This window comes from Streptomyces globisporus C-1027, from assembly GCF_000261345.2.
Taxonomy (GTDB): Bacteria; Actinomycetota; Actinomycetes; order Streptomycetales; family Streptomycetaceae; genus Streptomyces; species Streptomyces pakalii.
The window spans coordinates 4,386,440-4,411,654 of record NZ_CP013738.1 but is presented as its reverse complement, the minus strand read 5'-3'; the positions used below and the strand labels follow the sequence as shown (position 1 = coordinate 4,411,654).

23 protein-coding genes are annotated in these 25,215 nt (G+C 71.3%); 9 read left to right on the top strand and 14 right to left on the bottom strand.

Annotated elements, in window-relative coordinates; genetic code table 11:
• Nucleotides 1-193: 193 nt before the first annotated feature.
• Nucleotides 194-655 (bottom strand): ATP-binding protein, encoded by a 462-nt coding sequence (locus WQO_RS19320; RefSeq protein WP_010056066.1) that lies wholly within the window; start codon nt 653-655, stop codon nt 194-196.
• 199 nt (nt 656-854) lie between these two features.
• Entirely contained in the window at nt 855-1,208 is a 354-nt protein-coding gene (locus tag WQO_RS19315; protein WP_003967428.1) for an STAS domain-containing protein, read from the bottom strand.
• A gap of 79 nt (nt 1,209-1,287) precedes the next feature.
• Between WQO_RS19315 and WQO_RS19310 the strand changes: the two genes are divergently transcribed.
• Nucleotides 1,288-3,768: a DEAD/DEAH box helicase gene (locus tag WQO_RS19310; RefSeq protein ID WP_029181846.1), complete on the top strand. Its 2,481-nt coding sequence runs from the start codon at nt 1,288-1,290 to the stop codon at nt 3,766-3,768.
• A gap of 50 nt (nt 3,769-3,818) precedes the next feature.
• Here the strand turns inward: WQO_RS19310 and WQO_RS19305 are convergent, their stop codons facing one another.
• The 7 genes from WQO_RS19305 to ssd all read right to left on the bottom strand — a co-directional run bounded on the left by WQO_RS19305 (nt 3,819) and on the right by ssd (nt 9,464).
• Nucleotides 3,819-4,280 carry an Rv3654c family TadE-like protein gene (locus WQO_RS19305; protein ID WP_010056069.1) on the bottom strand — a complete coding sequence of 154 codons (462 nt, stop codon included), beginning with the start codon at nt 4,278-4,280 and terminating at the stop codon, nt 3,819-3,821.
• Between the two features lie 209 nt (nt 4,281-4,489).
• A complete protein-coding gene (locus tag WQO_RS36565; protein ID WP_010056070.1) occupies nt 4,490-4,822 on the bottom strand; it encodes a TadE family type IV pilus minor pilin in 333 nt (110 codons plus the stop codon).
• A 187-nt stretch (nt 4,823-5,009) separates the two neighbouring features.
• The gene (locus WQO_RS19295; protein WP_010056072.1) at nt 5,010-5,276 is read right to left on the bottom strand and encodes a DUF4244 domain-containing protein; all 267 of its coding nucleotides are present in this window, start codon (nt 5,274-5,276) and stop codon (nt 5,010-5,012) included.
• Between the two features lie 123 nt (nt 5,277-5,399).
• Nucleotides 5,400-6,242, bottom strand: coding sequence for a type II secretion system F family protein (locus WQO_RS35215; RefSeq protein WP_029181847.1), 843 nt, complete (start codon nt 6,240-6,242; stop codon nt 5,400-5,402).
• Nucleotides 6,239-7,171 (bottom strand): type II secretion system F family protein, encoded by a 933-nt coding sequence (locus tag WQO_RS19285; protein WP_050992189.1) that lies wholly within the window; start codon nt 7,169-7,171, stop codon nt 6,239-6,241. The genes WQO_RS35215 and WQO_RS19285 overlap by 4 nt, the downstream gene beginning before the upstream one ends.
• 11 nt (nt 7,172-7,182) lie before the next feature.
• Nucleotides 7,183-8,331 carry a TadA family conjugal transfer-associated ATPase gene (locus WQO_RS19280; protein WP_010056077.1) on the bottom strand — a complete coding sequence of 383 codons (1,149 nt, stop codon included), beginning with the start codon at nt 8,329-8,331 and terminating at the stop codon, nt 7,183-7,185.
• Nucleotides 8,328-9,464 (bottom strand): septum site-determining protein Ssd, encoded by a 1,137-nt coding sequence (gene ssd / locus WQO_RS19275; protein ID WP_010056079.1) that lies wholly within the window; start codon nt 9,462-9,464, stop codon nt 8,328-8,330. The genes WQO_RS19280 and ssd overlap by 4 nt, the downstream gene beginning before the upstream one ends.
• A gap of 502 nt (nt 9,465-9,966) precedes the next feature.
• Between ssd and WQO_RS19270 the strand changes: the two genes are divergently transcribed.
• A complete protein-coding gene (locus WQO_RS19270) occupies nt 9,967-10,812 on the top strand; it encodes an HAD family hydrolase (RefSeq protein WP_010056081.1) in 846 nt (281 codons plus the stop codon).
• Between the two features lie 583 nt (nt 10,813-11,395).
• Here WQO_RS19270 and WQO_RS19265 read toward each other — a convergent pair.
• Nucleotides 11,396-12,220 (bottom strand): Fic family protein, encoded by an 825-nt coding sequence (locus WQO_RS19265; RefSeq protein WP_029181849.1) that lies wholly within the window; start codon nt 12,218-12,220, stop codon nt 11,396-11,398.
• Between the two features lie 102 nt (nt 12,221-12,322).
• On the opposite strand from WQO_RS19265, the gene WQO_RS19260 reads away from it, so the two are divergent.
• On the top strand, nt 12,323-13,318 hold the full coding sequence (locus WQO_RS19260) for an ATP-binding protein (protein WP_010056083.1): 996 nt from the start codon (nt 12,323-12,325) through the stop codon (nt 13,316-13,318).
• Nucleotides 13,319-13,590: 272 nt separating this feature from the next.
• Here WQO_RS19260 and WQO_RS19255 read toward each other — a convergent pair whose 3' ends face one another.
• The gene (locus tag WQO_RS19255) at nt 13,591-14,955 is read right to left on the bottom strand and encodes a polysaccharide deacetylase family protein (protein WP_010056084.1); all 1,365 of its coding nucleotides are present in this window, start codon (nt 14,953-14,955) and stop codon (nt 13,591-13,593) included.
• Between the two features lie 381 nt (nt 14,956-15,336).
• Between WQO_RS19255 and acs the strand changes: the two genes are divergently transcribed.
• The 5 genes from acs to WQO_RS36870 all read left to right on the top strand — a co-directional run bounded on the left by acs (nt 15,337) and on the right by WQO_RS36870 (nt 20,920).
• Nucleotides 15,337-17,337 carry an acetate--CoA ligase gene (gene acs / locus WQO_RS19250; RefSeq protein WP_058954039.1) on the top strand — a complete coding sequence of 667 codons (2,001 nt, stop codon included), beginning with the start codon at nt 15,337-15,339 and terminating at the stop codon, nt 17,335-17,337.
• 243 nt (nt 17,338-17,580) lie between these two features.
• On the top strand, nt 17,581-19,002 hold the full coding sequence (nhaA, locus tag WQO_RS19245) for a Na+/H+ antiporter NhaA (protein ID WP_010056086.1): 1,422 nt from the start codon (nt 17,581-17,583) through the stop codon (nt 19,000-19,002).
• 40 nt (nt 19,003-19,042) lie between these two features.
• Nucleotides 19,043-19,582 (top strand): phage holin family protein, encoded by a 540-nt coding sequence (locus WQO_RS19240; protein ID WP_010056087.1) that lies wholly within the window; start codon nt 19,043-19,045, stop codon nt 19,580-19,582.
• The gene (locus tag WQO_RS19235; RefSeq protein ID WP_029181852.1) at nt 19,579-20,601 is read left to right on the top strand and encodes an alpha/beta fold hydrolase; all 1,023 of its coding nucleotides are present in this window, start codon (nt 19,579-19,581) and stop codon (nt 20,599-20,601) included. Before WQO_RS19240 ends, WQO_RS19235 begins: the two co-directional genes overlap by 4 nt.
• Nucleotides 20,602-20,716: 115 nt before the next feature.
• Nucleotides 20,717-20,920 (top strand): hypothetical protein, encoded by a 204-nt coding sequence (locus WQO_RS36870; RefSeq protein WP_073826598.1) that lies wholly within the window; start codon nt 20,717-20,719, stop codon nt 20,918-20,920.
• Nucleotides 20,921-21,014: 94 nt separating this feature from the next.
• Here the strand turns inward: WQO_RS36870 and WQO_RS19230 are convergent, their stop codons facing one another.
• From WQO_RS19230 to nth, 3 genes are all read right to left on the bottom strand, one after another.
• On the bottom strand, nt 21,015-22,220 hold the full coding sequence (locus WQO_RS19230) for a MarP family serine protease (protein WP_010056089.1): 1,206 nt from the start codon (nt 22,218-22,220) through the stop codon (nt 21,015-21,017).
• A gap of 91 nt (nt 22,221-22,311) precedes the next feature.
• Nucleotides 22,312-23,073, bottom strand: coding sequence for an NUDIX hydrolase (locus tag WQO_RS19225; protein ID WP_010056091.1), 762 nt, complete (start codon nt 23,071-23,073; stop codon nt 22,312-22,314).
• A gap of 115 nt (nt 23,074-23,188) precedes the next feature.
• The gene (gene nth, locus WQO_RS19220; protein ID WP_010056093.1) at nt 23,189-24,109 is read right to left on the bottom strand and encodes an endonuclease III; all 921 of its coding nucleotides are present in this window, start codon (nt 24,107-24,109) and stop codon (nt 23,189-23,191) included.
• A 401-nt stretch (nt 24,110-24,510) separates the two neighbouring features.
• On the opposite strand from nth, the gene WQO_RS19215 reads away from it, so the two are divergent.
• A complete protein-coding gene (locus WQO_RS19215; RefSeq protein WP_003967450.1) occupies nt 24,511-25,185 on the top strand; it encodes a Crp/Fnr family transcriptional regulator in 675 nt (224 codons plus the stop codon).
• The last annotated feature ends 30 nt before the right edge of the window (nt 25,186-25,215 follow it).

The window sequence follows — 25,215 nt, the reverse complement described above, 5'->3', positions numbered from 1 at the left end:
CTCGCGCGCGAGCACGGGGGTACGGGCACGGACGCGGCCGCAGGTACGAGCGCGGGCTCAGGACCGCGCGGAGACTCCGAGGCCGGGGCTGCGGCCGCACAGCTGAACCGAGACCTCTGGGCTGCGCGGCAGCCTCAGAGCCCGCACAGCGGCTCCGAGCCCACACCGCAGCTCTGCCGGCCCGGTCGCAGCTTCAGGATCGAACCGCGGCGTCGGCCGTCGGCCAGCTCATGCGGATCACTCCGCCACCCGCACCGGAACGGACCTCCACGTCGTCGACGAGTCCGCTGATGACCGCGAGGCCCATCTCGTCCTCGCCCTCACCGTCGGCCTCGGAGCCGGGCCGCGCCGGGCCGGATCCGGAGGCGTCAGGCGCCCCGGACTCGGCCGGATCGGCGCCGGGATCGGGAACGCTGTCCCCGACCTCGATGGAGAACGCCTTCTCCTCCTCGGTCAGCGCGACGCTGACCGGCGCGGTGATGCCGTGACTGCGGTGCAGCCCGACCGCGCGGCTGCACGCCTCGCCGACGGCGAGCCTGACCTCGTCGAGCACCGCCTCGTCCACGCCGGCCCGGCGCGCCACGGCGGCCGCCACCAGGCGGGCCGTCCTGACATGTTCAGGCTGGGCGCTGAAGCGGAGTTCAACGGTGGCCATGCCATCCCCCTCGAACGTTCGGGCGTACGCCTCAGGGGCCCCGGGCGTGTCGCCCGGCACCCCTGCTCTCCTCCTCCGGAAGCCGACAAAGCCGACAGCCGACCCGAAGGTCGACCGCCTGCCCGTCGCGGCCCATGCGCTGCCGCTGCCGGCCTGTTCACTGCCTGCCGACCGGCCCGGAGGCCGGTCCGCTCCGACCTCAGTCGGTGGCGGCGACAGCCTCGTCGACCGTGGTGTGAATCGGGAACACCTTGGTCAGACCCGTGATCCGGAAGATCTTGAGAATGCGTTCCTGGTTGCAGACCAGGCGCAGCGAGCCCTCATGGGCCCGGACACGCTTCAAGCCGCCCACGAGCACGCCGAGACCGGTGGAGTCGAGGAAGTCGACGCCTTCCATGTCGACAACCAGGTGGTAGCTGCCGTCATTCACCAACTCGACCAACTGCTCGCGCAGCTTGGGCGCGGTATACACATCAATCTCGCCACCGACCTCGACGACCGTACGGTCGCCACCAGGGCCGGACACATTGCGAGTCGACAGGGACAGGTCCACGGATCCTCCAGCACCTTGCTATCGAGCGGTCGCCCCTCGGTCTCCCCGACGGAGGCCAGGGGACGGATCGCCAGCCGCGATGGCATTCAATCACTTACCAGCAGCCATGCACGACGCCTTGGGACCATTGTCCGTCACGCCAGTGACACACTCGGTGCCGATGGCCAAGAATCACCGTCCCGGACGACCAGCCGAGAGCAGGGGCTCGCGCCCCTCTCCCGCCATGATCCTCGACCGGCTCGCCACAGGGGCGGGCCGGGCCGCGCGCATCACTCATACGGAGCACCTGCCCCCGAGATCGGGAACCCATGCCATCTGGCCGGATCGCGTGCGGCCAGAAGTGATCTCGGCGATCGAAAAAGCCGGGATCGACCATCCGTGGGCGCATCAGGCGGCCGCGGCCGAGCACGCTCTGGACGGCGAGTCGGTCGTGATCGCCACCGGCACGGCCTCCGGAAAGTCCCTCGCGTACCTGGCGCCGGTCCTCAGCACCCTCCTGGACGGCTCGGAGGCCCCGAACGGCCGCGGGGCCACCGCCCTGTACCTCGCCCCCACCAAGGCCCTGGCAGCCGACCAGCGGCGCTCGGTGAAAGCGCTGGCGGCCCCGCTCGGCAACGCCGTCAGGCCCGCGGTCTACGACGGCGACACCCCGGTCGAGGAACGCGAATGGGTACGGCAGTACGCCAACTACGTCCTGACCAACCCCGACATGCTGCACCGCGGCATCCTGCCCTCCCATCCCCGCTGGTCCTCGTTCCTGCGCGCCCTGCGGTTCGTCGTGATCGACGAGTGCCACACCTACCGGGGCGTCTTCGGCTCCCACGTCGCCCAGGTCCTGCGCCGTCTGCGCCGCCTGTGTGCCCGTTACGGGGCCGACCCGGTCTTCCTGCTCGCCTCGGCCACGGCGGCGGACCCCGCGGTCGCAGCCGGGCGTCTGACGGGCCGGCCGGTCGTCGAGGTGTCCGACGACGCCTCCCCGCGCGGCGAGCTGGTCTTCGCCCTGTGGGAGCCCCCGCTGACCGACCTGCACGGCGAGAAGGGCGCCCCCGTACGCCGTACCGCGACAGCCGAGACCGCCGACCTGCTCACCGACCTGACCCTCCAGGGCGTCCGCTCGGTCGCCTTCGTACGCTCCCGGCGCGGCGCGGAGCTGATCTCGGTGATCGCCAAAGAGCGCCTCGCGGAGGTCGACCGCTCGCTGCCGAAGCGGGTCGCCGCCTATCGCGGGGGTTACCTCCCCGAGGAGCGTCGGGCCCTGGAGCGGGCGTTGCACTCCGGCGAGCTGCTCGGACTGGCGGCCACCACCGCCCTGGAACTCGGCATCGACGTCTCCGGCCTCGACTCGGTGGTCATCTGCGGCTACCCGGGCACGCGGGCCTCCCTCTGGCAGCAGGCGGGGCGCGCCGGCCGCTCGGGGCAGGGCGCCCTGGCCGTCCTCGTGGCCCGGGACGACCCGCTGGACACCTATCTGGTGCACCACCCGGAGGCGCTGTTCCGGCAGCCCGTCGAGTCGACGGTGCTGGACCCGGACAACCCCTACGTCCTGGCCCCCCACCTCTGCGCCGCAGCCGCCGAACTCCCCCTCACCGAAACCGACATCACGCTCTTCGGCCCCGCCGTGCCCGAACTGCTGCCACAACTGGAGGCGGCGAAACTGCTGCGCAGACGGGCGTCGGGCTGGCACTGGACCCGCCGCGAACGGGCCGCCGACCTAGCCGACATCCGGGGCGGGGGCGGCCGCCCCGTCCAGATCGTCGAGGAGGGCACCGGCCGACTGCTGGGCACCGTCGACGCGGCCGCCGCCCACACGGCCGTCCACGAGGGGGCCGTCCACCTCCATCAGGGCCGCACCCACCTGGTCCGGAAACTGGACCTGGAGGACTCGGTGGCCCTCGTCGAGCAGGCCGAACCCCCGTATTCGACGGTCGCCCGCGACACCACGGCCATCACCGTCCTGGAGACCGACACCGAGATCCCCTGGGGTCAGGGCCGGCTCTGCTACGGCTCCGTCGAGGTCACCAATCAGGTCGTCTCCTTCCTCCGCCGCAAACTGATCACCGGGGAGGTCCTGGGCGAGACCAAGCTCGACCTGCCTCCCCGCACCCTGCGCACCCGTGCCGTCTGGTGGACGGTCACCGAGGACCAACTCGACGCCGCCCGCATCAACCCGGAGATCCTCGGCGGCGCGCTCCACGCCGCCGAACACGCCTCGATCGGACTCCTCCCCCTCTTCGCCACCTGCGACCGCTGGGACATCGGCGGCGTCTCCGTACCCCTGCACCCGGACACCCTCCTGCCGACGGTCTTCGTGTACGACGGTCATCCCGGAGGAGCCGGATTCGCCGAGCGGGCCTTCCACACCGCCCGTGCCTGGCTGACGGCGACCCGGGAGGCCATCGCGTCCTGCGAGTGCGAGGCGGGCTGCCCCTCCTGCATCCAGTCCCCCAAGTGCGGCAACGGCAACGAGCCCCTGCACAAACGCGGAGCCGTACGCCTCCTCACCGAACTCCTCAGGGCCGCCCCCGTGGAACCGGACGGACCGACCACCACGGAGGACTGACCCGACGAGGAGGAACCGACGGACAACCCGACCGCCGCACCGACGGGACGTCAGGACCCGACAGATTCCCCGGCCGGGGGACCTGCCGGAGGCCGGACCCGGGGCCCTTCCGGAGTCCCGCCAGAGGAATCTGCCGGAGCCCGGACGGGAGGATCGGCCGGAGCCCCGGCCGAGGGAATCCCCGGAGGCCCGGCCCGGGACCTGACGGTGGGTAGGTAGGGCCCGAATCCCGCGCGAGCGGTCACATCGGCGACCTCCCCCTGCACCGCGCAGCGAACGATCACGGCGTCCTGCGCCAGAGCCACTCTCCGGGCCGCCTCACACGCGGCCTCCGCCCCCTCCAACGCCCGGTCCGCCGCCGCGAGGGCCGCCAGATCCGCGGCCCCGCCCGCCCGGTGACGGGCAGCCACGGCCTGTCCCAGCGCGAGCACCACGGCGAACACGGTGCACAGACCGGCCGCGGTCACAGCCACCCACACGGTCGCCACACCCCGGTCCGCACCCTGGCCCATGCCCGTACCCCGTCCCCGGTCCGGGCCCTGGCCCCAGCTCCAGCTCAGGCCCCGGCTCGGGCTCGGGCTCGGGCTCGGACCCCGGCCTGGGCCCTGGCCCTGGCTCTGGCTCTGGCTCCGGCCCCAACCCCGGTCCCACCGCCGCAACGCTCCCCGCCCCATGCCCAGGCCAAGGGCACCCAGCCCCGGGTCTCCAAGCCCCCTCTCCCTCATGGCGCGGCACCCCCCACCGTGTCCTCAGCCAGGGCAGCTGCCTCGGCGCTCAAGTTCAGGGCCAGCACACCCGGCCCCCGGGTCGGCGCCTCCACGCGGACGCGCCACAGGTCTCCCGCCCGCCCCATCTCGACCCGGGCCCCTTGGGGCGCCGCGTCACGCGCGGCGTCCAGCACCTCCGTCTCCGGCTCCGAACGGGCCGCGGCCCGAGCCCCCGCCCGCGCCGCATCCACGCACCGGATCTGGTCCGCGGCGGCCATCAACGCCCAGAGCAGGGCCAGGGCGAACGCCACCAGCACCGGGATCACCACCGCCGCCTCCGCGGTCACCGCGCCCCGGTCGCCGGCCCGGCCACCGCCCCCGTCGCCGCTCGGGGCCCGGCCCCGGTCACGCCCCCGAGTGGCACCCCGCGAGAGCTCCCGGCCGAGACAGCGGAAGTGACGCCGGAAGTGGCTCCGGGAGAGGCACCTGCACGATTCCCTGAACCGGGCCCCCAGGCCCGGACCCGACCGAATCTCAGAACTTCGCATCGAGTGCGTCCTCGACCAGCGACTGCAACGCCGACATCACCGGCCCGCTGTTCACCACCTTGTAGAGCACCGCCGCGAAGGCACACGCCGCGATCGTTCCCACCGCGTACTCGGAGGTGGTCATCCCCCGATCGGACCGGCCGAGCCGACCCGCCCACCGCGCTGACCACTTCGCCCGGCGGTCCGGCCACCCCGTGAACAGTCGTCCCCCGCGCAGAGCCCCGACGGCCCGGTCCCAGAACTTCGTTTCCATTTCATCCCCCGACGAGCATCGATGACGAGCGGGCGCCCGAACGGAACACCCGTGAGTGACAGCGAAAATGAATGACCGCCAGATCGAGCAACAGGCAACCGCCCGCCGCGAACCGTGCGCGGTCTACCGGCCGGGACCGCCGGTCGCCAGCAGGTCGCCGGCCAGGCCGATGATCACCGGCGCCACCCCGACCGCCAGGAAGGCGGGAAGGAAGCAGAGGCCGACCGGCGCGGTGATCAGCACACCGGCCCGTTGCGCCCGCGCCACTGCCGCGGCGGCCCGCTCGGCGCGTATCGACGAGGCCAGCCTGGCAATGGGCTCCGCCGCCGGGGCCCCCGTCGCGCCTGCCCGGTGCAGACAGCGGGCCAGTGGGCCGGCGCCCGGTATCTCCCCGAACCGGCCCCACGCCTCGGCCGGTTCGCCGCCGAGCCGGATCTCGACGGCGGTTCGGGCGAGCCGGTCTCCGACCGGGCCGCCGATGGATCGGCCCACCTCCTCGGCCGCCTCCCGGGGGCCGGCCCCGACCGCGACACAGGCGGCCAGCAGATCCGCGGCCAGGGGGAGCTGGCCGGCGATCACGGCGCGCTCCGGAGGGCTGTGACCGGGGCCGCCGCGGGGGCGAGTTCTCTGCCACCGCCACGTCCCGTACGCCGCGGCCGCCCCCACCGCGCAGCCCAGCACACCACCGACCAGAATCCATCCGGTCAGCCAGGCCCCGCCCGGAGCCGCCCACCGCCGAGCGCCCTCGGAAAGGCGCGGACCACCGCTCGACCTGAGCCGCGCGACCCATCGGCTCCGCCCGCCGGGCTTGGGGGTCGCGTTCACCCCCAACAACTGCGCACCCCGCCCACGCATCGCTCGCTCCCGACATCTGGCAGCGATCATGGCTGCCGCCTGCGCCACCGTCCCCAGCACCACCGCCGACATCCCCAGGCTGTGGAGAACTTCTCCGCCCACCGTGTTCACGCCGCCTCCCCTCCGCGCACGATTCGGCGGGCCCAATACAGCCCGGCCGCCTCCAGGAACGAGCCCACCGCCAGACAGGCCAGCCCACCCGGGGTGTGCAGCAGTACGCGCAGGGGCTCGGCGCCGAGGGCCGCACCCAGCCCCAGACCGGCGACGGGAAGCAACGCCAGGACCACGACCGTCGACCACGCCCCCGCCAGCTGGGCGCGCAACTCCTCCCGTCTGCGCCGGTCCTCCCGCAGCGCGGCCTCCAGGCGCTCCAGCCCGGTCGCCAGGCCCGCCCCGCCGTCCACGGCCACCCGCCAGCACGCGGCCATCCCGGACAGGCCGCCCATCCCCGGGCTCTCCGCCGCCTTCCGGAGCGCGGCCGGCACATCGCCGCCGAACCGTGCCGCCGCCAGCACCGCCGCCTCCGCCTCCCCCAGCCTGCTGCCGGAAGCGGTCGTCGCCCCAGGTCCGTCGTCCGCGAGGCCTTCTCGCAGGGCGACGAGCAACGCCTGCCCCGGCTCGCGCCCGGCCCGAAGCTCCCCGACCACGGCTCCGCACAACGTCGCGACCGCGATCGTGCCTCTCTCCGCCTCCCGTGTTCCGGCCCGCCTCTGCAGCCATCGGCGTACCAACGGGAGCACCATGGCTCCCGCGACCAGCGGCAGCACCGAACTCCCCAGCACCGCGAGCACGACCGCCCCCGGAACGCACCACCACTCCCGACGCTTTCGGGCCGTTTCCGTCAGACGCCCCCAGGCCTCGATCAGACGTGACGACCGGCCCCACGTCCGCCGGGGCGCGGGCGGAGCGTCCACGAACAACCCCCGCGCCCGCCGCACGCCCGGGTCCCGCATCATCGCGAGCCACACCGCGGATCCCGCACAGAGAGCCACCGCGTGGGCCCCGTACGCCGATGTCACCGCTGCCGCCGTCGTGGTCATCGTCATCGCCGTCACAGCGCACCACCGATCAGCGACCGCAGCCGTTCCCATCCCGGCTCCGGAACGAAGCCCCCGACGCCCCAGCTCAGGGCCGGGACCGTGAAGACGAGACCCGCGGCATCCCGCTCCAGGACGTGCACCTCGGCGACCCGTCGTTGCCCCGCGCGATCCCGTACGAGATGGACGACCACCGAGAGCGCGGCCGACAACTGGCTGTGCAGGGCGACCCGGTCGAGGCCGGCCGCGGTGCCCAGCGCCTCCAGTCGGGCGGGGACGTGCTCGGCGGCGTTCGCGTGAACGGTGCCGCACCCTCCCTCGTGCCCGGTGTTCAAAGCGGCCAACAGTTCGGTGACCTCGGCGCCGCGCACCTCGCCGACCACCATCCGGTCGGGTCTCATGCGCAGCGCCTGCCGAACCAGATCGCGCAACGTCACCCGGCCCGCGCCCTCCTGATTGGCCGGACGGGACTCCAGGCGGACCACGTGCGGATGGTCCGGTCGCAGTTCGGCGGAGTCTTCGGCGAGCACGATCCGCTCGTTCACGCCGACCGCGCCCAGCAGGCTGGAGAGGAGCGTCGTCTTGCCTGCCCCGGTGCCCCCGCTGATCACATAGGAGATCCGGGCTTCCACGAGGGCCCGCAGGATCCTGTCGCCGCCCGGCGGCACCGTGCCCGCGTCCACCAACTCCGCGAGCGAGAAGGCCCGCGGCCGCACCACGCGCAGGGAGAGACAGGTCGAGCCGACAGCCACCGGGGGCAGTACCGCGTGCATCCGTGTGCCGTCGGGCAGTCGTGCGTCCACCCAGGGCCGGGCGTCGTCCAGCCTCCTGCCGGCCACCGCCGCGAGGCGCTGAGCCAGTCTCCGGACCGCCGCCGCGTCCGAGAAGGTGACGCCCGTCAGTTGGAGCCCGCCGCCCCGGTCCACCCACACCCGGTCCGGTGCGGACACCAGCACATCGGTCACCTCGGGATCCGCGAGCAACGGCTCCAGCACACCCGTGCCGACGAGTTCGCCGCGCAGCTCCTCTGCTGCTCCGAGCACCTCGGCATCCCCCAGCAACCGTCCCTGGGCCCGCAGGGCGGCGGCCACTCCGGCCGGTGTGGGAGCGGCACCGCTGCGTGCCAGCCGCTGACGTACGGCGTCGAGCAGTTCGTCCGTCATGCTGTCCCTCCCCCGGGTGGGCCGGTCACTGGGCTCGTGTCGCCGGCCACCGCCGCCTGGTCCCAGAAGGCGGCGCAGAACCGGGCCAGCGAGCCCCGGGCGTTCCCACCGGGCGGAATGCCGTCGTCCTGGGAGTCCAGAAGGCCGGATTCCCAGGGGAGTTCGCCGACGAGCGGAAGACCGGTGGCCCGGGCGACCCACCGTCCGTCCAGCCCCGAGGCATACGGGCCCCGGGGCACCACCCGCAGGTCGTCCAGCACCATTCCGGCCGTGGACGCGACACGCTTGGCCGCTGCCACCGCGCGCAGTTCGCCCGGCACCACGAGCAGCCCGAGATCGAGTTGGACCAGGGCTTCGGCGACTCCCTCGTCGACCCGGCGCGGGAGGTCGACGACCACCACTCCGCCGAGTCGGCGCGCGGCGGCGAGGACCGCCCGCATCGCCTGCGGCGGGATCACCACCTCGTCGTCGCGTCCCCAGCTCAGCACCCGCAGCCCGTGGAGCGCGGGCAGCGAGTCCTCAAGGGCTCCGCCCCCGAGCCGCCCCTTCGACTGCGCGAAATCCGGCCACCGCATGCCCTCGGTCCGTTCGCCGCCGAGCAGGACGTCGATGCCGCCTCCCAGCGGATCGGCGTCGATCAGCATCGTCCGCCGACCGGACCTCGCCGCACTCACGGCAAGGGCGCAGGCCAGCGTCGAGGCGCCGGAGCCGCCCCGGCCGCCCATCACGCCGACGGTGAGCGCGGGCCGTCCCACGCCCTCGGCAGCGTTGGCGATCTGATCGACGAGCCAGCCCTCGGAATCGGGCAGCCGCAGCACATACTCGGCCCCGATCTCCACCGCCCGCCGCCATACGTCCGGGTCGTCCTGGTCCCGGCCGACCAGCATCACCCCCTTCCTCCGGCCGGCACCCCGGCATCGCGCGGCGGCATCATCGCCCACCAGCACCATCGGAGCCCGCTCCCAGCTGCCACGACGCCCGGGCGGCCCGTGATGGACCTCCGGCTCGGCACCGGCCGCCGCGCACAGCCGCAGCAGGTCGTCGAGCAGCTCCACGTCCTCGGTCACGATCAGCGGGCCGCCGCGCCGCCCGCCGACGGCCGTCGCCTCTTCTCCTGCGAGGGATCCAGCCACGATCTCCGCCCCCTTCTCACTGCCCCTTCAGTGCGGTTCGCGGTGTTCTCGGAGCGTTTCCGAGATGCGCGATTCCGGCCCCCGCGGACTTCGCGGGTGGAATCAACGTGCAGCACGACGGAAAAACATGTGGATCTTGATGAAAAACTGTGGACAACCCCGAGGTTGTGAATAACTTCGTCACCCATACCAGCGACTTCCGGAGTGCAGCCCCTTGGCTACACAATGTGACGAGACGAGTCGCACGAAGGCCGGCTCACACGATCAGGCCGATGACGGCCAGATGGGAGACATAAGGTGGTTTCCGCCCCTAAAACGCGTCCGGACATGCGACGACCCCCGCCGGGGGGGAGAGCGGGGGTCGTCCCCACGGCCGACTCGGGGGGGGGAGGAGTCGGACCGGGTTAGCACGGTCGCGAACGATCCGTGACTTCCATGGTGTACCCGAGGCCCTTCTCAGGCAAACCCACGCGCCGGAGTTTACGCCGAATGGTGGGCCCCTATGCTCAGCGTTGTGGAAAACTGCTTCTCGCCGCGCACAGCAGCCTTCTTTGACCTGGACAAGACGGTCATTGCGAAGTCTTCGACGCTGACCTTCAGCAAGTCCTTCTACCAAGGCGGACTGATCAACCGCCGCGCTGTACTGCGCACCGCGTACACACAGTTCGTGTTCCTCGCCGGGGGCGCCGATCACGACCAGATGGAGCGGATGCGTGAATACCTCTCCGCCCTCTGCAAGGGGTGGAACGTCCAGCAGGTCAAGGAGATCGTCGCCGAGACCCTGCACGACCTGATCGACCCGATCATCTACGACGAAGCCGCCACCCTCATCGAGGAACACCACACGGCAGGGCGCGACGTGGTCATCGTCTCGACCTCGGGCGCCGAAGTCGTCGAACCCATCGGCGAACTGCTCGGCGCCGACCGGGTCGTCGCCACGCGCATGGTGGTCGGCGACGACGGCTGCTTTACGGGAGAGATCGAGTACTACGCCTACGGACCCACCAAGGCCGAGGCCGTGAGGGCGCTAGCCGTCTCGGAGGGGTACGACCTTTCGCGCTGCTACGCCTACAGCGACTCGGTGACCGACGTGCCGATGCTGGAGTCGGTCGGCCATCCGCACGCGGTCAACCCCGACCGCGCGCTGCGCCGCGAAGCGACCCTTCGCGAGTGGCCGATTCTCGTCTTCAACCGCCCGGTCCGGCTCAAGCAGCGCCTGCCCGCCTTCTCGATGCCGCCACGCCCCGCCCTCGTGGCGGCGGCCGCAGTCGGCGCGGCGGCCGTCACCGCCGGGCTTGTCTGGTACGCCAGTCGTCGCCGTACCGCCGGGGCGGCCATGCCCGGGTGAAGCGGAAGCAAGGCAGCGTGCCTCGCCCGATTCGCCGCCCCATTCGCCCGTGATTGAACCTAAAAGTAAAGAAGCGGGGCCAGGGGTTTCCGTTCCCCTGGTCCTGGAGTACAAAGGACATAACGGCCCGCGAGACCAAGGACATCCGCGAGGATGACCTGTTGTACGCAGAACGGCCCCACGGACCGCGCACGAGAGCCGAGCACCCACGCGACGTCGACCCGTCGAATACGGGCCAGCCGCACCAGGTGACGGGCAATGCACCCGACCTGATGGGCAATTTACGAGGACGCTTGGTAACTGGGCCGACGTGCCAGCGGCGGTACCGCACTCCGGTACCGCCGCAACCCTTGCACCGGGCCATCGCCCACGCGTCCCACCTGCGCCGTCATCTTCGGGCCCGGGCCGCTACTCCCTCGCACCCGAGCCATTCCCCTCGGGCCTGACCGCCCACCTTGCAACCGGCCACCACCCCAGGCCGCCCCTCGCACCGGGCCACCGCCCCAGGCCGAGCCATCGCCCCGGACCGAGCCGTGGTCGTGGGCCGAGCCATCACCCCAGGGCGCGGGCCATCGCCGGACCCTCAGGCGGCGCCTCGCTGGAGCGCCTCGCACACCGCGGTCGACTCGCGTACACCCAGTTCGATCGAGCGCCCGCAATGGGCGATCCAGGCGGCCATACCCTCGGGGGTTCCGGCCGTGTAACCCTCGAACGCCGCGACATAGGCCGCCCGGCCCTGTTCCGCGTGCCCCACCTCGGCCGGGCAGATCGACTTCGGGTCCAGCCCGCTGCCGATCAGCACGATGCGCTCGGCCGTCCGGGCCACCAGACCGTTGTGCGAGCCGAAGGGGCGCAGCGCCAGCAGCTCACCGTGCACCACGGCGGCCGTGATCAGGGCGGGGGCGCTGCCGCCCGCGATGATCAGGCGCGAGAGCCCCTCGAGCCGTCCGGCGACTTCCCCGGCGCTGGGAAGCGGCGCCTCGATCAGCGGCTCGTCCACGGCCTCGCCCGCCAACCGAGGGCGCCCCACCGCGTCGTCGGGGGTCGCCCCGCCGGCCGCCACCAGATGCAGCCGGGCCAGCACCCGCAGCGGCGACTGCCGCCAGACGGAAAGGAGTTGCCCCGCCTCCGCGGTGAGTCGCAGCGCCGCACCGACGGTGCGAGCCTCGTCCTCCCCGCTGAAGTCGGTACGCCGACGGACCTCCTCGAGGTTCCAGTCGGCACCGGCCAGTGCGGCCGAACCACGAGAACCCCGCAGTGCGGCTTCGGCCGTGACCTCATTGCTGCGGCGCCGCATGACGCGGTGGCCGTAGACCCGGTCGACGGCCTTGCGCACGGAGTCCACGGCATCGGGCACGCCGGGCAGGGAACCGAGCGCGGCAAGCGGGTCTGAGGCAGTCGTACTCATAAGGAGCGAGGCTACGCGCCCGCCCCACCCGGACCACCCTCGAGTGGCCATCTTCACGAACGGTGACTGCACAAAGCAATCGACCCGCTACCCTAGGTGAACATGAAGATCGCTTTCGTCGGGAAGGGCGGCAGCGGAAAGACCACGCTGTCCTCGCTCTTCATCCGCCACCTCGCCGCCAACGAAGCCCACGTCGTCGCCGTGGACGCCGATATCAACCAGCACCTGGGGGCAGCCCTCGGGCTGGACGACGCGGAAGCCGCCGCGCTGCCCGCCATGGGCGCCCATCTCCCCCTCATCAAGGACTACCTGCGGGGCACCAACCCCCGTATCGCTTCCGCCGAGACGATGATCAAGACCACTCCGCCCGGCGAGGGCTCCCGGCTGCTGAGGGTCCGCGAGGACAACCCGATCTTCGATGCCTGTGCGCGTACGGTGCGGCTCGACGACGGAGACATCCGGCTGATGGCGACGGGCCCCTTCACGGAGTCCGACCTCGGAGTCGCCTGCTACCACTCCAAGGTCGGGGCCGTGGAGCTCTGCCTCAACCACCTGGTCGACGGCCCCGACGAGTACGTCGTGGTCGACATGACGGCGGGCTCGGACTCGTTCGCCTCGGGCATGTTCACCCGCTTCGACATGACGTTCCTGGTCGCGGAACCGACCCGGAAGGGGGTGTCGGTGTACCGCCAGTACAAGGAGTACGCACGCGACTTCGGCGTCGCCCTGAAGGTCGTCGGGAACAAGGTCCAGGGCCCGGACGATCTGGAGTTCCTGCGCGCGGAGGTCGGCGACGACCTGCTGATCGGGATCGGCCACTCCGACTGGGTGCGGTCGATGGAGAAGGGGCGGCCGTCCAGGTTCGAGCTGCTGGAGGCCGACAACCGGATGGCCCTGCAGAGGCTGCAGGACACCGCCGAGGACTCGTACGAGCTGCGCGACTGGGAGCGCTACACACGCCAGATGGTCCACTTCCACCTGAAGAACGCCGAGAGCTGGGGCAACGAGAAGACCGGCGCCGACCTGGCGGCCCAGGTCGACCCGGCCTTCGTACTCGACGAACAGCACGCCGGGGCGGGCGTCGCGGCACCCGCCTGAAGCAGTACGCCAGGGCGGGCGTCGCAGCACCCGCCTGAAGCAGTACGCCCGGGAGCCGTCGCGGAGCGCCGGCCCCCGAGCACCGACCCACGAACGCCGGCCCCCGAGCACCGGCCCCCGAACGTCGTTCGCCGGCCACCCCAGGGTGACCGGCGAACGACACGGTGATGCAGCGACGGCGGCGAAGTAGTGGTGCAGTGACCGCGGTGGAGCGGTGAAGCGGTGGTGCTGCGACGCGGTGGTGCGGCGACCGCGGTGCGGTCAGTCGGGATTCAGCCGGTAGCCCCGGCGGGAGGCGCACCCGCGTCGGCCTCCGCGGGCTTCTCGGCGGGCTTCCCCGCCGTCTTCTCCCCGGGCCGCGCGGCGCCCGGCTGGTTGCCGAGGTAGGACGACCAGCCCGTCTTGGGGGCCTCGCCGACGCCGAGCGTCGTGAGCTTGGCCAGCGTCTTCGGGTCCTGCGCGTCCAGCCAGTCGACGAGCTGCCGGAAGGACACGCAGCGCACACCTTCCTTGGTGCACACGTTCGCGATGGTCTCCTCGACGGCGCGCATGTAGGTGCCACCGTTCCAGGACTCGAAGTGGTTGCCGATGATCAGAGGCGCCCGGTTGCCCTTGTACGAGCGGTCGAAGGCCTGGAGCAGCCCGTCCCGCATCTGGTTCCCCCAGAACTCGTGCTGGGAGGGGTCGCCCTGGGTGGTCGTCCCGGACTGGTTGACCATGAAGTTGTAGTCCATCGAGAGGGTCTCGAAGGCGCGGCCGGGCATCGGGACGAGCTGGAGCGGGATGTCCCAGACCCCGCCCTTCTTCTTGGGCCAGACCTGGTTGCCGACGCCGCTGGAGTCGTAGCGGAAGCCCATGGTCCGGGCGGCGGCGACCATGTTGTCCTTGCCTTCGAGGCAGGGGGTGCGGGCGCCGATCAGTTCCTTCTCGTAGTCGAAGGGGAGCGGCGCCTCGCCCTTCAGCTCCGGGGTGTTGGTCTTCCAGCCCTTGACGAAAGCTTTCGCCTGGCTGATTTCGCTCTCCCACTCATCGACCGACCAGGTCCCGACGCCGCCGTCCGCGCCGCAGAAGTGACCGTTGAAGTGGGTGCCGATCTCGTTGCCGTCCTTCCAGGCGGCTCGGACCTCGGCGAGGGTGTCGCGGATGCCCTCGGTGTCGTTGAAGCCGATGTCGGAGCGGCCCGGCGCGTGCTGGGGCGGGTTGTAGAGGTCCTTCTTCTCCTCCGGCAGCAGGTACACGCCGCTCAGGAAGTACGTCATCTTGGCGTTGTACTTCTTGGCCACACCGCGGAAGTGCGAGAAGAGCTTCTGGCTGTCCTCCCCGGCGCCGTCCCAGGAGAACACCACGAACTGGGGCGGTTTCTCGCCAGGGGCGAGGCGTTCGACGGCCGGCATGTTCGGCTGGACGCCGGTGAAGGCGGTGGACCCGTCCCCGATGAGCTTGACCGCGTTCTTCGGGGCGTTGGCCGGCGGGTTCTCCTTGGCGCCGTGGGCGCCCTTCTCCGCGTCGGTCTCCGCGCCTCCGGACGCCGATCCTCCGGCTCCGTTGCCGGACACAGAGCCGGAACAGCCCGCGAGAACGGCGACCAGGGCCGTGGACATGACGCCCATGGCGATCCTCTTCGTGGCGGCCATCATCCGCCCACCCTCTTCCTTGCAGGTCGATTGCGCCGGAGTGCATAGAAGTGCGCCGAAGTGCGGCGAAGTACCGACGGCGGCGCGGCCAAATTCGCACGCAGTCCCGCACAGGCAAGGGCGACATACCGAATGAAAAGCTTTTTATTCACCAATAGGAGTTATCAAATAGCCCGAACGCCTCCGGTCTGAACCGGACGGGCCCGAAGCCCGTGCCATCAGATGACCCCAGATGACCCCGTTCGGATGGCCGGAAATGTCGCACGCCACACGTCGTTCGGCGGCCCTCGAACGCGGAGCGGGATCATGGCCCCATACACGAGAACACAGGTCTAAACCAATTCCCGGCAGGCTCTTGTCACCCGGCCTCGCGCCTGATGAGCTATGCCCCGGGACACAACGGACACCCTGGGACTGGGAGAAGTCGTGAGCAACGAGAGCCTGGCCAACCTGCTTCGGGAAGAGCGGGAGTTCGCTCCGCCTGCCGAGCTGGCCGCCAACGCCAACGTCACCGCAGAGGCGTACGAGCAGGCCGAGGCGGACCGGCTGGGCTTCTGGGCCGAGCAGGCCCGCCGCCTGACGTGGGCCACCGAGCCGACCGAGACCCTCGACTGGAGCAACCCGCCCTTCGCCAAGTGGTTCGCGGACGGCAAGCTGAACGTCGCGTACAACTGCGTGGACCGCCACGTCGAAGCCGGCAACGGCGACCGGGTCGCCATCCACTTCGAGGGCGAACCGGGCGACAGCCGGGCCATCACCTACGCGGAGCTGAAGGACGAGGTCTCCCGGGCCGCCAACGCCCTCACCGAGCTGGGTGTCGGCAAGGGCGACCGCGTCGCCGTCTATCTGCCGATGATCCCCGAGGCCGCCGTCGCGATGCTGGCCTGCGCCCGCATCGGCGCCGCGCACTCCGTGGTCTTCGGCGGCTTCTCTGCCGACGCCATCGCCGCCCGCATCAAGGACGCGGACGCCAAGGTCGTCATCACGGCCGACGGCGGCTACCGCCGCGGCAAGCCCTCCGCGCTGAAGCCCGCCGTCGACGACGCCGTATCGCGGTTCGACACCGTCGAGCACGTCCTCGTCGTCCGCCGCACCGGCCAGGACACCGTCTGGACCGAGGGCCGCGACGTCTGGTGGCACGAGATCACCGCCAGGCAGTCCGCCGAGCACACCCCCGAGGCGTTCGACGCGGAGCAGCCGCTCTTCATCCTCTACACCTCGGGCACCACGGGTAAGCCGAAGGGCATCCTGCACACCTCCGGCGGCTACCTCACACAGGCCTCGTACACGCACAGCGCGGTCTTCGACCTCAAGCCGGAGTCCGACGTCTACTGGTGCACCGCCGACATCGGGTGGGTGACCGGCCACTCGTACATCGTCTACGGGCCGCTGGCCAACGGTGCGACCCAGGTCATGTACGAGGGCACCCCGGACACCCCGCACCAGGGCCGGTTCTGGGAGATCGTGCAGAAGTACGGCGTCACGATCCTCTACACCGCCCCGACGGCGATCCGTACGTTCATGAAGTGGGGCGACGACATCCCCGCCAAGTTCGACCTGTCCTCGCTCCGCGTCCTCGGTTCGGTCGGTGAGCCGATCAACCCCGAGGCGTGGATGTGGTACCGGAAGAACATCGGCGCCGACAAGTGCCCCATCGTGGACACCTGGTGGCAGACCGAGACCGGCGCGATGATGATCTCGCCGCTGCCCGGTGTGACGGAGACGAAGCCGGGAAGCGCCCAGCGCGCGCTGCCGGGCATCTCCGCCACCGTCGTGGACGACGAGGCCAACGAGGTGCCGAACGGCGGGGGCGGCTACCTCGTCCTCACCGAGCCGTGGCCCTCCATGCTCCGCACCATCTGGGGCGACGACCAGCGCTTCGTCGACACCTACTGGTCGCGTTTCGCGGGTAAGTACTTCGCGGGCGACGGTGCGAAGAAGGACGAGGACGGCGACGTCTGGCTGCTCGGCCGGGTCGACGACGTCATGCTCGTCTCGGGGCACAACATCTCGACCACCGAGGTCGAGTCGGCCCTCGTCTCCCACCCGTCGGTCGCCGAGGCCGCCGTGGTCGGCGCGGCCGACGAGACGACCGGTCAGGCCATCGTGGCGTTCGTGATCCTGCGCGGTACGGCGACCGCGTCCGACGAGCTGGTCGCGGACCTGCGCAACCACGTCGGCGCGACGCTCGGCCCGATCGCCAAGCCCAAGCGGGTACTGCCCGTCGCCGAGCTGCCGAAGACCCGGTCCGGCAAGATCATGCGCCGCCTGCTGCGCGATGTCGCCGAGAACCGCGAGCTGGGCGACGTCACGACGCTGACCGACTCCTCGGTGATGGACCTGATCACCACCCAGCTCCCGGCCTCCTCGTCCGACGAGGACTGACGACACGAGACCGCTGCACGCGTACGGCTCCGATGGGCACCCGGCGACACGCCGGGTGCCCATCGGGCTTTCGGGCCGATGATCACCTCGTACGATCACGTCCCCGCACGCCCCAGGTAGGGTGGGCGCTCCACCGACACATTCGGACAACTTCAGAGAACATCTCCACAGGGGCGCCGGGAAGTCTGGTCGGCATGTCGACCCACCATGCCCGTACGCCGTCCCCGCCTGGAGGTTTCTCCCGTGGCACCGCCCACCCAGGACACCCCGCCCACGCCCGCGCCGCCGCGCCGCCCGCTGCTCGGCAGGCTCTCGCTCCCCGAGCGGAACTACGTGGCGGAGGCCCTCCGTACCGAGACGGTCGGTGGCGTGCTGCTGCTGGTGGCGGCGGTCGCCGCACTCGTCTGGGCCAACACGTTCGGCGGCTCATACGAGCAGGTCAGCGACTTCCACTTCGGCCTCGGCGCCCTCGGCCTGGACCTCTCCGTGGCGCACTGGGCGGCGGACGGGCTGCTCGCCGTCTTCTTCTTCGTCGCCGGTGTGGAGCTGAAGCGCGAACTGGTCGCGGGCGAACTCCGCGATCCGAAGGCCGCGGCCCTCCCCGTGGTGGCGGCCCTGTGCGGCATGGCCGTGCCCGCCCTCGTCTACTTCCTCACCACCGTCATCGGCGGCGGCTCGACGGACGGCTGGGCGGTCCCGACGGCGACCGACATCGCCTTCGCCCTCGCCGTCCTCGCGGTCATCGGCACCTCGCTGCCGTCCGCACTGCGCGCCTTCCTGCTCACCCTGGCCGTCGTCGACGACCTCTTCGCGATTCTGATCATCGCGGTGTTCTTCACCTCGGACCTGAACTTCCTGGCCCTGGGCGGAGCCGTCCTCGGCCTGGTCGTCTTCTACCTCCTCCTCCGTTTCGACGTGCGCGGCTGGTACGTCTACGTCCCGCTCGCCCTGGTCATCTGGGGCCTGATGTACAACAGCGGCGTCCACGCCACCATCGCCGGTGTCGCCATGGGCCTGATGCTGCGCTGCACCCGGCGCGAGGGCGAGCAGCACTCCCCCGGTGAGCACATCGAGCACCTCGTCCGCCCGCTGTCGGCCGGGATCGCCGTCCCGCTGTTCGCCCTGTTCTCGGCCGGGGTCTCGGTGAACGGCGAGGCGCTGGCCGGCGTCTTCACCCGGCCCGAGACGCTCGGCGTCGTCCTCGGTCTCGTCGTCGGCAAGACCATCGGCATCTTCGGCGGCACCTACCTCGCCGCCCGCTTCACCAAGGCGGAGCTGAACAAGGACCTGGCCTGGGCCGACGTCCTCGCGCTCGCCTCGCTCGCCGGCATCGGCTTCACCGTCTCGCTGCTCATCGGCGAACTCGCCTTCGAGGGCGACCCGGAAATGGTCAACGAGATCAAGGCCGCCGTCCTGCTCGGCTCGCTGATCGCAGCCGTGCTCGCCTGTGTCCTGCTCAAGCTCCGCGTCCGCAAGTACAAGGAGCTGTACGAGGCCGAGGAGCTGGACGAGGACGAATCCGGGGTACCGGATGTCTACGAGCAGGATGATCCGGAATATCACCTGCGGATGGCCGCCATCCACGAGCGCAAGGCGGCCGAACACCGCCGTCTCGCCGAAGAGCGGGCGGGGGCAGCGAGCGACAAGCCGAACAGTCCGGCATGATCTGACATCGGATGTGTCGAAGACGGAGAGGGAGTCAGGGATGAGCGACCCCGGCAACTACGCGGGCAGCACGGACCGCAGCATCGGGCAGCTGGTCGCCTCGGCGACGGCCGAGATGTCCGCGCTGGTGCACGACGAGATCGCCCTGGCCAAGGCGGAGGTGCGGCAGGACGTCAAGCGCGGGGCGATCGGCAGCGCCGCGTTCATCGCCGCGGGTGTGCTGCTGCTGTTCACGATGCCGATGCTGAGCTTCGCGGCCGCGTACGGGATCCACAACCTGGGCCTGGGCCTGGCGTGGTCCTTCCTGATCGTGGCCGGCGCCTTCATCCTGCTGGCCGCGCTGATCGCCTTCATCGGTCTGCGGAAGTTCAAGAAGATCAAGCCGCCGGAGAAGTCCATCGCCTCCGCCAAGCAGACCGCCGCCGTCCTGCAGAAGGCCAAGCCGCATCCGCGCCCCTCGATCGAGGCCGCCGCGATCATCGAGCGCTCCGCCGTCTCCGGCAGTTCGCTGGCGAAGAAGAGCGTCGAGGGCGGCTCCGGTCAGGACAAGGCCGGGTCTGTGGCACGCTCGTCCACATGACCGTTCCCGATTCCAGCGCATTCGGCCCGACGGGTCCCGCGGGCCCGGAGGGTCCGGCCGCCCCGTCCGACCCGGCGACCGGCCCCTCGGGCCGGGGTGCGGCCGGAGGGCCGGTGCGGCTCGACGGCCCCTGGACCCACCGCGACGTGGCGGCCAACGGTGCGCGCTTCCACATCGCCGAGCTGGGCGAGGGGCCGCTCGTGCTCCTGCTGCACGGCTTCCCGCAGTTCTGGTGGACCTGGCGCCACCAGATGACCGCGCTCGCCGACGCCGGATTCCGGGCGGTCGCGATGGACCTGCGCGGGGTGGGCGGCAGTGACCGTACGCCGCGCGGTTACGACCCCGCCAACCTGGCCCTCGACGTCACCGGCGTGATCCGCTCCCTCGGTGAGCCCGACGCGGCCCTGGTCGGGCACGACCTCGGCGGGTACCTCGCCTGGACGGCCGCCGTGATGCGGCCCAAGCTGGTCCGCCGGCTCGTCGTCTCCTCGATGCCGCACCCGCGCCGCTGGCGCTCCTCGATGCTGTCGGACTTCTCCCAGTCGCGGGCCGGTTCGTACGTCTGGGGCTTCCAGCGTCCGTGGCTGCCGGAGCGTCAACTCCTCGCGGACGACGCCGCCCTGGTGGGGAACCTCATCCAGGACTGGGCGGGCCCCCGCACCCCGGAGTTCCCCGACGAGGAGACCCTGGACGTCTACCGGCGGGCCATGAGCATCCCCTCGACCGCCCACTGCTCGATCGAGCCGTACCGCTGGATGGTGCGGTCGATGGCGCGCCCCGACGGGATCCAGTTCAACCGGCGGATGAAGCGCCCGGTCCGGGTGCCCACGCTGCACCTGCACGGGTCGCTCGATCCGGCGGTCCGCACCCGCAGTTCGGCCGGGTCCGGCCAGTACGTCGAGGCGCCCTACCGGTGGCGACTTTTCGACGGTGTCGGGCACTTCCCGCACGAGGAGGACCCGATCGGCTTCTCCACCGAACTCATCAACTGGCTCAAGGACCCCGAGCCGGACCGGTAGCCGTCGGACCCGCTTGGGCACAGGTGTCCGACGAACAGCCAATTGCCTGCCGCATAGGCCAATTGGCTGACTCGCGCACGATTACCGACCTTGGGTCACGGGCAGACGTCGGGGTATGGGCTGGACGCACGACTTCACTGACGAAGCACGCAACCGCCGCTCCACCGTCTCAGCCGGTGTGAGCACTCATGAGGGGGGCGGCCCTCGCGGCCGGGTGCACCAAGTGCGAGACCTTCACCGTTCCCGTCTCGGGATTTCCCGCATCCTCCGCCGTCGGGCCCGCTGGGTCTCGGCACGCCTCCGCCACCCCCGTAACTGACCCTCGCCAAAGGCCCCCGGGCGCTCGTGAAGCTCCCTGGGGCCCCTCAGGCGTGTCCGGGGCCCCTCAGGCGTGTCCGGGGCCCCTCAGGCGTTCAGAGGGCGCAGCCCTGGCTGTCGACCTGCTGGTTGGCGGCGCGGCCGATCTCGATGTCCTCGCGGATCTCGTCCGCCGTCAGCGCGTAGCCGGTGTCCGGGTCGTCGAGCGACTTGGCGAACACCACTCCGTACACCTTTCCGTCCGGAGTGAGCAGCGGGCCGCCCGAGTTGCCCTGGCGTACGGTCGCGAAGAGCGAGTACACATCGCGGCGCACCGTGCCCCGGTGGTAGATGTCCGGGCCGTCGGCGTTGATCCGGGCGCGGACGCGGGCCGAACGCACGTCGTACGCGCCGTTCTCGGGGAAGCCCGCGACGATCGCGCTGTCGCCGGTCTCCGCGTCGTCCTCGGGGCCGGTGAACTGCAGCGGCCTGGCCTGGAGGTCGGGGACGTCCAGGACGGCGATGTCGCGCTGCCAGTCGTAGAGGACGACCTTAGCGTCGTACAGCCGGCCCTCGCCGCCGATCTGGACAGTGGGCTCGTCCACACCGCCGACCACGTGGGCGTTGGTCATCACCCGGCGCTCGGAGAAGACGAAGCCGGTCCCTTCGAGGACCTTGCCGCAGCTCGGGGCCGTACCCACGACCTTGACGATCGACTTCTTGGCGCGGGCGGCCACCGGGCTGCCCACGAGGGCCGGGTCCGGGGCCTTCACCTCGGTGATCGGCTCGTTGGCGAACGGGCTGAAGACCTGCGGGAAGCCGTTCTGCGCGAGGACGGAGGAGAAGTCCTGGAACCAGCTGGGCGCCTGGTTCGGCATCACCCGGTCGACGCCGAGCAGCACCGAGGAGGTGCGGACCTCCTTGCCGAGGGTCGGCAGCGAGGTGCCCGCGAGCAGCAGGCCGATCATCCACGCCACCAGCAGCATGGCCACCACATTGACCAGAGCGCCGCCGGTGGCGTCCAGGGCGCGCGCGGGCGACCAGGTGATGTACCGGCGGAGTTTGTTGCCCAGGTGGGTGGTGAAGGCCTGGCCGATCGAGGCGCAGATGATCACGACGACGACCGCGCCGATGGCGACCGCCGTGGAGACCTCGGCGTCCTCGGTGACCCGGCCCCAGATGACCGGCAGCAGATAGACGGCGACGAGACCGCCCCCGAGGAAGCCGATCACCGACAGGATGCCGACGACGAAACCCTGGCGATAGCCGATGACCGCGAACCACACGGCAGCCAGCAGCAGCAGGATGTCCAGCACGTTCACCGTCGGTAGCCTCGCAGTTTCGTCACCTGGCCCGTCGGTCGTGACGGGGTCCGGGCCGGGCCCGGAACAGCGCAGCAGAACAGCCAGCGTGTCATGCGCGCCAGTCGAGCGGCACCTGTCTGGTCCTGTCCCAGGGGCGTTCCCATCCCGCGTAGTGCACGATCCGGTCGATCACTCCTGCCGTGAAACCCCAGACCAGGGCCGATTCGACCAGGAATGCCGGGCCGCTGTGCCCGCTCGGGTGGACGGCCGTCGCCCGGTTCTCGGGATCCGTGAGATCCGCCACGGGGACGGTGAAGACCCGGGCCGTCTCGGCCGGATCGACCACCCCGACCGGACTGGGCGCCCGCCACCAGCCGAGCACGGGCGTCACGACGAAGCTGCTGACCGGGATGTAGAGCCGGGGGAGCACACCGAAGAGCTGTACGCCGCGGGGGTCGAGCCCGGTCTCCTCCTCGGCCTCGCGCAGCGCGGCGCGCAAGGGCCCGGTGGTGGCCTGGTCGCCGTCCTCGGGATCCAGCGCGCCCCCGGGAAAGGACGGCTGCCCGGCGTGGGAGCGCAGGGTCCCGGCCCGCTCCATGAGCAGCAGCTCGGGTCCGCGCTCCCCCTCGCCGAACAGGATCAGGACGGCGGACTGCCGGCCCGCCCCGCTCTCGGGCGGCAGGAAGCGGCTGAGCTGCTGCGGCCGGACGCTGCGCGCGGCGCCGGCGACGGGGTCGAGCCAGGCGGGCAGGCCGTCGGTGGTGACGTCGACGGCCATGCCGGGGACACGGCTGACGGGGCCGTGGCCCGGCGGGCTTCCGGCGGGGCCGTTCCCGGCCTGCGCCGTGCTGTGTGTATGCGTGTGCGTCATAGGCACCCCCGTCGATTCACAACGCCTGTCGTCGGCCATTTCGTTCCGAGCCACTCCGTCCTGGGGAAGGAATCCGCCCTGAGGGTGAACCTGGGCGATCAAACAGCCCGGGGGTTCATTCAGCCCCCAGCGCGGGCGCGGGCTTGCCCGGGTAGTCGGCGGGCGGGCTGAGCCGCTGACCCGGATAGCCGCCCATCTCGTACTTGAGGAGCTTCCTGGCCTTCTCCGGATCGGTCTCGCCCTCCCCGTACGACGGGCAGAGCGGGGCGATGGGGCAGGCCCCGCAGGCGGGTTTACGGGCGTGGCAGATCCGGCGGCCGTGGAACACGACGCGGTGCGAGAGCATCGTCCACTCGCTCTTGGGGAAGATCCCGGCGACGACCGCCTCGACCTTCACCGGGTCCTCCTCGTCCGTCCACTTCCAGCGCCGCACCAGGCGCCCGAAGTGTGTGTCGACCGTGATTCCCGGGACGCCGAAAGCATTGCCCAGAACGACATTGGCGGTCTTGCGGCCGACGCCGGGCAGCTTGACGAGGTCCTCCAGACGCCCCGGGACCTCGCCGCCGAATTCGTCCCGGAGGGCCGCCGAGAGGCCCATCAGCGACTTCGTCTTCGCCCGGAAGAACCCGGTCGGCCGGATGATCTCCTCCATCTCCTCCGGCACCGCCGCCGCCATGTCCTCGGGCGTGGGGTACGCGGCGAAGAGCGCGGGCGTCGTCTGGTTGACCCTCAGGTCGGTGGTCTGGGCGGAGAGGACCGTGGCCACGAGGAGCTCGAAGGGATTACGGAAGTCCAGCTCGGGATGGGCGTACGGATAGAGCTCGGCGAGCTCGCGGTTGATCCGGCGCGCCCGGCGGACCATCGCGAGATGGGACTCGGCCTTCGGCGCCTTGCGCGAGGCCGCCGACTTGGCTCCGGTGGCCGCCTTGTTCGGGGCCGCCGACTTGGCCCTGGTGGCCGCCTTGCGCGGGGCCGCCTTGGCCTCGGCGGCGGCCTTCGCGTTCTTTCCGGCCGCGCCGGGCGTTGACGATGACACTGCGGACCTCCTGGCCGACTTCCGACTCCGACTTCGACTTCGACTTCGACTTCCCGAACGTCTTCCCCGGTCCTCCGGGGGAACCGTGCGCGTCTCCGAGGGAGCCATTCGCGGCATTCTTCGGGCGCGGCCGGGGTTGTTCGCCCACAGCGGAATCGTCGCCCTTCGCCACCCCGTCGGCCCCCTTGGCCTGCGCTCTCCCCGGCGATCCGGACACCCGGCCAGCCTAGGGCCAGGCACTGACAACCACCCTTGCCACGGCGTATCCGCCCCCGATCGGCCCCCTGCCGTAGGGTCCGGCACGCCCGTGCGTCAAACTGGTTTGTGATTGATCGCACTGTTTTACCGTCCGGCATGATGGGGACCACGGTTCCCTGGACAGGCCGACAAGGAGAGAACTCGTGGACGACGTTCTGCGGCGCGCCCCGCTTTTCGCGGCGCTCGATGACGAGCAGGCCGCGGAGCTCCGCGCCTCGATGAGTGAGGTGACCCTCGCGCGCGGAGACGCGCTGTTCCACGAGGGCGACCAGGGTGACCGCCTGTACGTGGTCACCGAGGGCAAGGTGAAGCTCCACCGCACCTCGCCCGACGGGCGCGAGAACATGCTGGCCGTGCTCGGCCCCGGCGAGCTGATCGGGGAGCTGTCGCTCTTCGACCCGGGCCCGCGTACGGCGACCGCCTCCGCGCTGACCGAGGTCAAGCTCCTCGGCCTCGGCCACGGCGACCTGCAGCCCTGGCTGAACGCCCGGCCCGAGGTGGCCACCGCGCTGCTGCGCGCGGTCGCCCGACGGCTGCGCAAGACCAACGACCAGATGTCCGACCTGGTCTTCTCCGATGTGCCGGGCCGGGTCGCCCGCGCCCTCCTGGACCTGTCGCGCCGCTTCGGCGTCCAGTCCGAGGAAGGCATCCACGTGGTGCACGACCTCACCCAGGAGGAGCTGGCCCAGCTGGTCGGCGCCTCCCGCGAGACGGTCAACAAGGCCCTCGCGGACTTCGCGGGCCGCGGCTGGCTGCGCCTGGAGGCCCGCGCGGTCATCCTGCTGGACGTCGAGCGGCTGGCGAAGCGCTCGCGCTAGACGAGCCCACGCGGCGCCCCGCCCGGCTCC